General features: G+C 38.5%; 2 protein-coding genes and 1 pseudogene. All 3 read left to right on the top strand.

The genetic code is table 11. From position 1 onward, the window contains the following. Positions 1-539, top strand: a pseudogene (locus tag PCY12_RS09990) (hypothetical protein); the annotation flags it as partial. Positions 540-855: 316 nt separating this feature from the next. Next, positions 856-1,056 (top strand): hypothetical protein, encoded by a 201-nt coding sequence (locus PCY12_RS09995; protein ID WP_301352773.1) that lies wholly within the window; start codon positions 856-858, stop codon positions 1,054-1,056. A 319-nt stretch (positions 1,057-1,375) separates the two neighbouring features. Next, positions 1,376-11,274, top strand: a 9,899-nt coding sequence (locus tag PCY12_RS10000; protein WP_301352774.1) for a Rib/alpha-like domain-containing protein, incomplete at its 3' end; no start/stop codon positions are given.

The raw sequence follows: 11,274 nt of genomic DNA on the forward strand, positions 1-11,274 counted from the left end.
TATCAAAAAGAAAAGGCGATAGGACTGAGGAAACAGTTCTAACGCCCAAACTAAAAAAATTTCAATTACAGTATAGCACAGGAAGTGATTTTTTGCGCTTTTTTACTGTCTTTTTTCAAATAAAATATAGAGAAACCAGCAAAGACGAGGTTCGCAAGCCGTGGTTGGAGTTTTTCGGGAATAAACCCTTTACCCAGCACCCCGAGCGAGCCATCAGCCAAGCAGATCAACTGCTGGACTACAAGAGCTGGTCCGAGGAGGACAGGAGAATGTTTAGTGAACAACGCAGACGCGAAGAACAAGCCTTGTTAGCACACGACTATGCCTTGGAACAAGCAGAGGAAAAAGGTTTAGAGAGAGGTCGTGCAGAGGGGGTTGAACAAGGGCGACAAGAAGGTCTTGAACAGGGACTGGAGCGAGGGAAAGTTGAAGGAAGTTTGTCCATGCTACTAAATTTAGTCCGCCAAGGTATTCTGACTTCTGAGGTTGCCAGCCAACAATTAGGTATGACTGTCGCTGAGTTTGAGGAGCTTTTGTAAGTTAGAGATTTCCTTTCAAAATCTTATCAGAATGGTAGGAAACTCGGATGAGGGAGATTCCAAGAAAGCTCTGACTGAACAGCCGGCTGAACTTAAACCAGTCGACGAGCTAAAAAGGTAAGCAGTGCCAGCTGAGGGAGCCAATCAAGGGCAAGCGGTAGCTGCCCCTACAACTACTGAAGTAGGGGGAGAGTCTACCCATCCAGAGTCTGTTCAAGAAACTCCTTGAGCAGAGGGAGAAAAAGAGCAAGACAAACCTACTTCTGCCGCTGATACAGCAGCAACCAAATCGATACAAGGCCCCCTAGAAGCTTTGTTGGTAAATCTAACGCTAGACTCTATGAAGGCTCTCCATACTGAAGTGGAAGAAGCTCTCGCGAAGGCTAAGGCGGTCTTAGAGAATCCAAAAGCCAGCCAAGCACAGGTTGATGAGCAAGTCAAACTCATGGAAGGGATGACTTGTCGGATCAGGGAGAGCTTTGTTGCTTCGTTTTTTTTTGATGAAATAGAAGCCTAAAAGATGAGGCGGGGCAAGGAGTCTTTTAAATCAAAAAACGCATAATATCAAGTGTTGAAAAACCTTGATACTATGCGTTTTGTTGTGGAGAAATTTACTTCATTTTCTCCTGAAATTGAGTCTCCACGAAATTGCCAAAAAGTTCTTGTTTTGCTGTTCAAATTTGCGAAAATAGGATATAATAGTACTGTCTCGGAATTTGTCTTTTGACAAGTATGGGAATAAAATAAACATATCCTTTCTTAAATACCTAAAATATTTAAGGGGGGGTATTTTTTTTGGTACCTCCAGAAAGGAAAAAACGAGAGGTAATTCAATCATGAAAAAATCATATCGTGATGATAATGGTGAAAAAATTTACCGTTATTCAATAAGAAAATATCATTTTGGGGCTGCTAGTGTTGCGGTGGCGGCTCTGATGTTCTTTGCGAATGGAGTAGCTGCTCAAGAAGCTCCTGCTGTATCTCCAGCAACAGCTAGCAATGTAGTTGCTGGACCTTCTGGAAATTCAGATGGGGATCCAGAAAATTCGGTTGAGGAAAACTCCAAGCAGGCTTTGCCTGACCAGCCTGAAGGTAAGCCTGCGGGTGAGCTAAAAGCGCAAGGTGCTAAAGCTGAGGAAGCAAATCAAGGGCAAGAGCTAGACAAGTCTAAATCTGATCCAGTTGCTCAAGAAAGTCCTCAAGCAGAGGGAGAAAAAGAGCAAGACCAGCCGACTACTGCTGATAGGAAAGCAGCTAAATTGACTCAGGGGACCCTAAAAGATTTGTTGAAAAATCTAACACTAGACTCCATGAAGTCTCTCCACGATGAAGTGGAAGCGTGTCTAGCAGCAGCTAAGGCAGTTTTGGATGACCCAAATGCGACGCAAGCACAGGTTGATGAGCAAGTAAGACTGATGGAAGACCTAATCAGTCGTGTTAATAAGGTTTTAAGTGAGCGCTCGTCTAAGGTAAATATCACTCCAAAAGAAAAATTAGAAAAACTATCTCAGAGCTTGAATACATACTTCAAATTCGCTAGTGAAATTACAAGACCTGAAACGAAAGAATTGATAAAAGGAACAGAAGATATTATTCGTTCTGTAAATGAAGGATTACAACAACCAGACTTAACAGATGAAAAAATTCAGTCACTTATCAAACAAGGAAAACAAGCAGAAAGAAAATTAGCACTTGCTGTTACTCGTGAAAACTCTGGGAAACGAGATGTTATAAATGGAACTGTAATGGAGAGAGGTGCTGATTTTAGAGCTAATCCGACTGGTCTTGATACAAAAAGAGCATATATTGTACAAAATGGTGATGGTTCAGGCTTGCCTGCTGAGACGTATTTGTATGCGATGAGAAGAAGTACGATTGATAAATTGCCTACAAATGAACATCAAGTAACAGTGGAGGAGGGCTTAAAAGAAGCAAAGATAACAGTGAAAAAAGACCCTGGGAACGAGAACGGTTATATTTGGACTGTTACTTTTAATAATCATAATCAGAATCACCAAAATGCTTTGTATTGGTTTACTTTGCCTAAAGGGCATACGATGGGAGAAGTCCTTGGTGTTACAAGACAAAAGGCAGGCAGTAATTCACTTGGTGGGTTCAATTTAAATGCAGAATGGCGAAACAAAATAAAGAATCATTTAAATGCTACGGAAGCGGATTATGGAGATGCTAATAGTCATCATTTTACAGATGGATTTGATAGTGTGACAGACGTAACGGATAACAACTTTATTATCGGAACTCTCCAGAGGAACCAAGCTGGTCCCGAGGAAACTCAGGCTTCAACTTCCTATTATTATTTAGGCCCTACTTTCAACAAGTTTACTCGTCGACCTATTTGGGGTACAGAACCTTCTCGTGATGTGAGAGATAAAGCGAAAAGAAATTTAGCTGGATTAAAAGAAAATACTGACCAATTATATTATTTAAAATATGATGGAGCAGGGATTGTAACGATTGAGTATAAAACTACGACTGATAACAAATACGCCCCTCTTTATTATGGTGCAGGGATGAGATCGTATGAATATTCTTCAGGAAAACAATACTTCATGGTAAGAGGTTTACAAGAAAAGCCAACCGGGCCGACAGTTAACACTAATAATGAGGGAACAGTAACAGTAAATCCTTATTCTAATCCTGATTCTGATAAAAATAAAAACGTGGATAAGGTAGAACTTTCTTATACGAATGCTAAAGGGGAAAGAAAAACTGCAACCTTAATACGTAATCCTCAAAATGGAACTTGGACTAGTAGTGGGAATGGTGCGGATGGAATTCAAATCAATGGAGATTTATTCTCAGTAAAAGCAGGATATGCTAAACCTGGATCAGAAGTTAGCGCAATATCTTCCTTTGGGAATAGTGATTCTAGTGTAAGGAATAGTGTGACTGTGCCAACGGACACACAACCTCCTGTAGTTAAAATCAGAACGGGACAAAATACTACAACACTTCCAGAAACTAGCCCGTCAGATGCTATCTATACAGTTACCCAAGGTCAACCATTTACTCCAAACCTAGAAGCATTTGACAATACTGGGAAAATTACTAAGTTTGAGCTTGAAGGAGAACTTCCAACAGGAGTTAGATTGTCAAGTAACGTATCATCTACAGCTAACTATACTGAAACTAATCCATATCGTCCTACATTTACAGGAAATGTTCATAATGATTTTACTCCTGGAGTATACACACGTAGTATTAAAGTAAGTGATGGTGTATCAGGAGATAAGACGTATTATTTCAAATACCGTGTTATTGCTCGTGATACAGAAGCGCCAACGGTTAAAATTGTGGATAAAACGAATAATAATGGTGAAACAACATTAACGGATAATGTTTCAAATGCACCAACTATTGATGTTTATCGTGGTGCAAATATTGAGTTGCCTTTAAAATATTACGATAACGATAGAGCTGGTAAGGTAAACATACAGTATGTTTCTGGGCTTCCTAGTGGTGTTTCGTTCAATCAAAATGCTTCTGCAACCATTAAAGAATCAGATAAAACAGAAAGTGCACAAGGAAGTTATACGGTTCGTGGTCGTGTTGACGCTAATGCTCCATTAGGTATTTCAACAGTTACATTAAAAGTATCTGATGCGGCAAACGGAAATGTAAATCAAGGAAATAAAAAAGAAGTGAAATTCCGTGTTCGTGTGTTAGATCTTGACTTTGAACAAGGTGTTTCTACACAAACGGGTGCTTCAAAAATTTCTAAGGAAGTAGAATTAAACAGACCAGTAGGAGATGCAAATGATTATTTAACAGTCAATGATGGGTCACAAAGAAATGATAACTTATTCCCAAGTGGTATGACATTCCGTTATATCAGAGGTACAGAGTATAAGACAAACTTAACGTATACAGATCCAGGTAAATATATTGTAACAGCAGCTGCGTTCTATCCAACAACATATGTACCAACAAATGGTGAATCAGTTACTGCAACAAATGCAACAGGAGATAATGTCAATGAAATCCGTGGTCGTGCTTATGTTGCTAGAGAGATTGAATTCCAAGTGAAACCAACAGCTCCAACTGTAACACCTAAAGAAAATGGGGATGTAGTAGTTGCACACACGAACCAAAGAAATGTAAAAACATTAAGTTTCACATATACAAATGGTAGTGGTGCACAACAAACAGTTACTGCAACGAAAAATGGTAGTCGTTGGACATTAGATAATTCTTCAATAGATGGAGTAACGATTGATGAAAGTACAGGTACTGTAACAATTAAAGACCGTGCTGTACGTGACGCTGCCGAGGTAATTGCGAAAGTGGCTACATCAGATAGTGTTAATAGTAATAACACTACAGCAGCTGCAAAAGTAGGTGAGCGTATTGCTCCAACATTTGAATTCAATTCAAAATATACAGAAGTAGTGAATGGACAACGTGTAGTTTATGTTACACCAACAGAAAATTTATCAAATGGTTCTATTACATTAGGAACAGTAAAAGATAATTCTGGTAAGTTATTAGAAACAGTATTATTCCAAGGGAATGGTACATCTACAAACTTAGATTTTGGATTGAACTATAATGAAAAAACTAAAACTACTAATGGCGATTTTAATGCACCACACGATATTGTAATTACGGGGAAAGTTCCAAAAATTAATCCAAATACGAATAATATCTGGGGAAATAACGATTCATTAGTAACACGTTATGTTTCAGCGATGGATGCTGCGGAAAATCAATTAAAAGATACAACAAACCAAAATTCAAATCCATTACGTGTACAGTTTAAGATTCTGACACAAGCAGCAAAATATAATCCACAAGTAGCAACGCAAGCTATTAATAAAGATATTACAGCAAGTGGAGCTACATTATCACAAGATGAATTTAATGCCATTAAATCCACTATTACATTTACAGCCAATAAAGGTGATGTAAAAGTAGCGTATAATACGCCAGATATGAACATTACCATGAATGAGAATGGTGCAGTAAAACGTAATTCGAATGGTACTTATTATGTTGGTGCAACAGTTACTTATCCTGATGGAACAAGTGAAGTAATTCAAATTCCAGTTGAAAAATCAGATAAAATTCCACCAACTGTAAAAATGAATGGTAAAGAGTTGACTGAAAATGCAGCAGACAATCATTTCATTATTTATAGAGGTGCTAACTTCAATCCAACATTTGAAGTGAATGATAATTCTGGAGTAACAACTTATCTAAAAGCAGAAGGTATTCCAAATGGTGTTTGGTTCAATAAACAAGGAAACGCTGATTCTCCTAAGACAGGCAACATGGCGAACAAGACACAGTATCAATTAACAACAAACAACACAGTTGATAGTACTGCACCTTTAGGAGACCGTGAAGCACGTGTTACTGTAAAAGACTCGCTAAATAACGAGAAAACTTATAAATTCAAATATACGATTGTAGACGTTGATGTTAAAGATAGTCCTAAGAATGTTCGATTAAACTCACAATTAGGAGATCCACATCATTTCTTGACAACTACAGCAGCCAACAGAGTTAATTCAGACGATAAGTATTTCCCAGACGGAATGCGATTCAAATGGATTAAGAATAATCAAGAAGTAGCACAGTCTACAACATTACCGACAGCGGGAAATATTACAGATTATAAAGTAGTTGCTGAGTTTGCAAATGGCGCAAGAAGCTATGAAAAAACTATTGATGGTAAGACTGTAACGATTTATACACCTGCTAAAGTTGAAAAACCAGTAACTCTGATTGTAACAGAAGATTCACCACCGACTGTTAAGATGACAAATCCATCGAATAATCAAATAACTGAATTATCAGGAGATGATTCAAACTCTCCAATTGTGACTATTTATAGAAATGGTCAATTAGATATTCCGTTAAGCTTCTATGATAATGAAGCAACAGGACGTGTAAATCTTCAATATGTAGAAGGATTGCCAAAAGGTGTAACATTTGGTGGAACGAATAATACAGTTTCGGTTACAGGTGCAGTGGCAAATGCCAATGGCACACATACAATTTCAGGACGTGTTGCAGCTGACGCGACATTAGGAATGTCTACAGTAACTATGAAAGTATCAGATGGTGCTAATGGTGTAGCTTCTGGAAACCAAGGAGAAGTGAAATTCCGTATCCGTGTATTAGATGTTGACTTTGAAGAAGCAAAATCACCAGAGCCAAATCAAAGTTCTATTACTGTAGAAACAAATGTAGGTGACAGCATTCTGGATCCAAACTACTACTTAACAGTAAATGATGGAACAAACCGTACAGATCAAGGTAATTTCCCTAATGGAATGACATTCCGTTATGTAAGTATTGATGGAAGAACAACAACTCGTACCCTTCAATATAATGCTCCAGGACAATATACTGTTAGAGCAAGAGCTTATTTCCCAGAGAACTATGCGGGAACAAAAGGAATCGGTGAAGTAGTTTCTGGACAAAGTGGAGATAATACAGAAATCAATGGACGTCGTTATATTGAAAAAACAATTGTCTTCAAAGTAAAACCAACAACTCCTGTAGTTGCACCGCAAGATAATGGGGATGTAACAATTACCCAACTGAATGAAACAAATGTAAATCGTCTAAAAGTAACATATACTACTCAGGGAGATAATCCACAAGAAGTAACGTATACAGCATCTAAAAATGGAGATACATGGTTATTTGGATCAAATGTTCCAATTACGATTGATAGCACTACAGGTACTGTAAAAATTAAAGACCGTTTAGTACAAGATGGTTCAACTGTAAAAGTGCAAGCAATTACTCGTGACCAAATTGGAAGTAACGAAGGTACAGGTGATGCTAAACCGGGTGACGCGATTTATCCAACGGTTGATTTCCAAAATACGGAAACAGATTCAGAAGGAAATCGCGTAGTCTATATCACACCGACAGAAACAACTGACTTACCAGTAGCAACGTTGAATGACAATTCAGGGAAATTAGTATCTGCTAATTTTGTTGGGTATGATGGTTCTGCAACTAATTTATCAAATGTAAGTCTTGATTTTAAAAATAAAGTTGTTAAAGATAGTGCAGAAACACAACACAACGCACCAATTACCTTAAATGTTACAGGTACATTACCAAAACAAAATCCAAATGGAAATCGTTTGTGGAATGATGGCGAGAAATTTGCGCATATTTATGCGAATGCAGAGGATGCTGCCGGAAATGTCTTACATGGTTCTCCAGGAACTAAAGAGAATAGTCCAAGTAGTAAAACTCGTGTAGTGCTTAGAGTTAAAACACAAGCAACGAAATATACACCGACTGTAACGACTCCACAAATTACTCGTGATATTAGACAGCCTAATTCGACATTAACTGATGGCGAATTTAATAGTATTAAAGACACGTTAACATTCAAAGCGGATAAAGGTGCAGTGAATATCCAGAAAGATACAGCGAACTTAACATTTACATCGAACAAAGAAGTAAATAAAAATGCTGATGGTTCGTTATATATCACAGCAACTGTGTCGTATCCAGATGGTTCTGCTGAGGAGATTCAAATTCCAGTAAATGCTCCGGCACAAAAAGAATTTTATACACCAACGGCAGTTGAGAAAACTGTAGAAAAAGATAGCGAACCAGAAGCTAGAGACAGTATATCAAACGCGTCAAACTTACCAACAAACACAAAGTTTGCATGGAAGACAGGGACTTTAGATACATCAACACCAGGAGTAAAACAAGCGACAGTAACGGTAACCTATTCAGATAAATCAAGTGAAGAAGTAACAGCTACGGTGAACGTTAGACCAACGCAACCAACGGTAACTTCAGCAAACGGAGATGTTACGATAACTCCTGTAGATGAACCGAATGTTACTAAATTAGTAGTAAGTTATACTCCAGCAGACAGTAATCAATTGGAAGATAATGGCACAGTGACGAAAACTCCTCAAACGGCTACAACGATTGAGGCTAATAAGGGTGCTGATAACCAATGGACAATTACAAGTGGTGGAAAAGATGGTATTAGTATTAGTATTGATGCAACTACTGGTGCAATTACCTTGAAAGACCAAGTTGTAAAAGACCAGACAAGTGTGACTGCTAAAGTTTCTGCTCAAAATATCGAAAGTATTGCAGGAACTGGAACGGCTACTGATGGTGACCAAACAAAACCAGTGATCGGAGCTTCTTCACAAATAGTAGAAGTTGGAAATACGCTTAATATTCCTCTTAACCTATCAGATGGAACAGGTGTAGGTATTGACGAAGGTAATATTAAAGTTACAAACTTACCAACAGGTCTAAGCTATAATACAACTACTAAATCAATTACGGGTACTTTGGGTACAGTTTCTAACAATACTGTTACAGTAGCTGTCTTAGACAAGAACGGTAATAAAGCAGACAAGACAATTACGATTACAGCTGTTAAACCAAAAGCAATTTACGCTATTAAAGATGCAACTATTGAAAATGTTGATAATGCAGCTAATTTTGTAGAAGTACCTGAAGGGGTTACTGCATCATGGAAAGACAATGACAAACCATCAACGGCAACAGTAGGAACTACGAATAAAATTGTGACGGTTAGTGCAAATGGTGCGAATACTGAAATAACGATTCCGGTAACGGTATATCCGAAAGTAACTTATCGTAAGGTAGGCGGCGAAGAAGTGAAGACCTACTACGAAATCGTTGGACAACCGTTGACGTCAAGATTAGTTTCAGGCGGTGGTAGTTTTAAGGATGTAACTCCAGACTACTATATAGAGTTTGAAGGAGGTACAAAGCCAAAAGGAACTCGTGTTGAATTTGAAGGTGGTGCACCTGCGGATACAAGTACAACAGCGGGTGTAACAACTAAAACAATTAAAGTAACATATCCGAATGTTGAAGAAAGTGTTACGAAAGAAATTACCTTCAAGACTTATGGTAATGAAGTGAAATACAAAGATGGAAAAGACTCTATCGAGACAACGGTTGGGACTACTGTTACTGCAAGAAACAGTGTCAAGTTAAGTAATCCAAATCTTCCAAATCCAAGCGAAACTTTTATTGGTTGGTGGAAAAACAATAAACCATACACCCCAGATAATAAAATTGGGGAACATACAGAAAATGTTAACGTTTGGTATGGCGGTACTGTGCGGAAGGATCGAGGAGATAATACAAATAACTACAGTGACCAAAACATTGGTGTGAATATAACCATCAAACCACAAGCACCGAGAATTGCTACGGATGCTTTCTATGGTAAAGGAGCTACTAGACCAGCGGTTACCGTTAGTAATATTCCGACCTCTAATCAGTTAGAGGAAAATGCTAGGGTAACGGTGGAATTGTACCAAGGCGGTAACAAAGTTGCTTCTAAAGAGTTAAGTCGCGATGAGGTAACTCAAGGAGCAGGTTCAGTTAATTTCGATACCACTAATTATACTTCTAATCTAGCTCTTGGAGAAAAAGTTCATGCGGTGGTTAAAGTTGCGGGTGGTAGCGGAAATACTGCATATGACTTATCATCTGCAAATAGTAATGATGTCCAAGTCACTCCTCAAAAACCAACTTTTGACGCAACTGCGGTTACTTCAACTAGTCGTACACTAAGTGGTACATTGGGTGGATTCGAAGCAACTAATAGAGTGGTAGAATTACATCTGAATGATGAAGCTAATACAGTATTGTCAAGTGCGCGTAATGAAGTAACTTTAACTGGAGATAAATGGACAGCTACGCTTCCTGACAATGTAAAACTTCGTCAATCAGTTGCTAAAAATGGTGAAACTACAACGCCACCAGCGATTACAGTGGAGAATACAGTCACAGAGGGAACAGTTTCAACTATAAGTGATAATAAAGCAGTTGAAATGGGAGATTACTCAGTAGCGTCAACAGTTGCAGGTAGTAAGCATATTGATATTACAGTACCACATGATGCTAAACGAGTGGAGTTGAGATTCCATAACAATCAAGAAACAGGGGATAAACCAAACGGTATCACTCTTGTACGTGGCGCAGATGGAACTTGGCATACAGAAGCAACTCGTGCTGATAATGCTAGTGTGACAGATGCGAATGGATATGTTGGAACCATTACAGCTACTCCAAGCGCTACTAATCCAGCAGAAAATGTTATTACTATTCCCCTTAATGAAGAAAGTAACGGTAAGAAACTTCACATTAGAGAAGAAGCTGCTAACGGGGATAATACAGCAACTTACGGCAAAGGACTAGGTTTGCGTGTAGAATATCAACCAGAAGCAGGACAAGACCCAATGGCTGCTGGAAACTGGAAAGTCGCTAATGTTACGAATACAGCGCCTGTTCTAGCACATAAAGGAACAGAAGGAACTACTGAAGCTAATCGAAAAGTCTACCCATCAGGAACTGGCATTACTAAAGAAACACTAGCAGACTTAGTAACTGTTAGAGATTCAGAAGATAATGCTACAGATGTGAATAATAAACCATATGGTTCACCAACAATAGAAATCGTATCTGGTTTAACAGAAACACCAGGAAAAGCAACAGCCCCTGACATTTACACAGTTACTCTAAAAGCTACTGATAGCCAAGGAAGAGAAAGTAATGAGTTGACTGTGTATGTTGAGGTGAGAAAACAAAAAGATGAAAACGATCCAGGTGCGAAGACTCCAAACCAAGAAGTCAGCCATAACGCAGTTCCAGATGCGGAAACAAGTGTAGATACATCAGGATTACCAGCAGGAACAAGATATAGTTGGAAAGCTGATGCAACACCAGA

The sequence above is a fragment of the Streptococcus sp. SPS1 genome (genome assembly GCF_030439915.1).
Lineage (GTDB): Bacteria > Bacillota > Bacilli > Lactobacillales > Streptococcaceae > Streptococcus.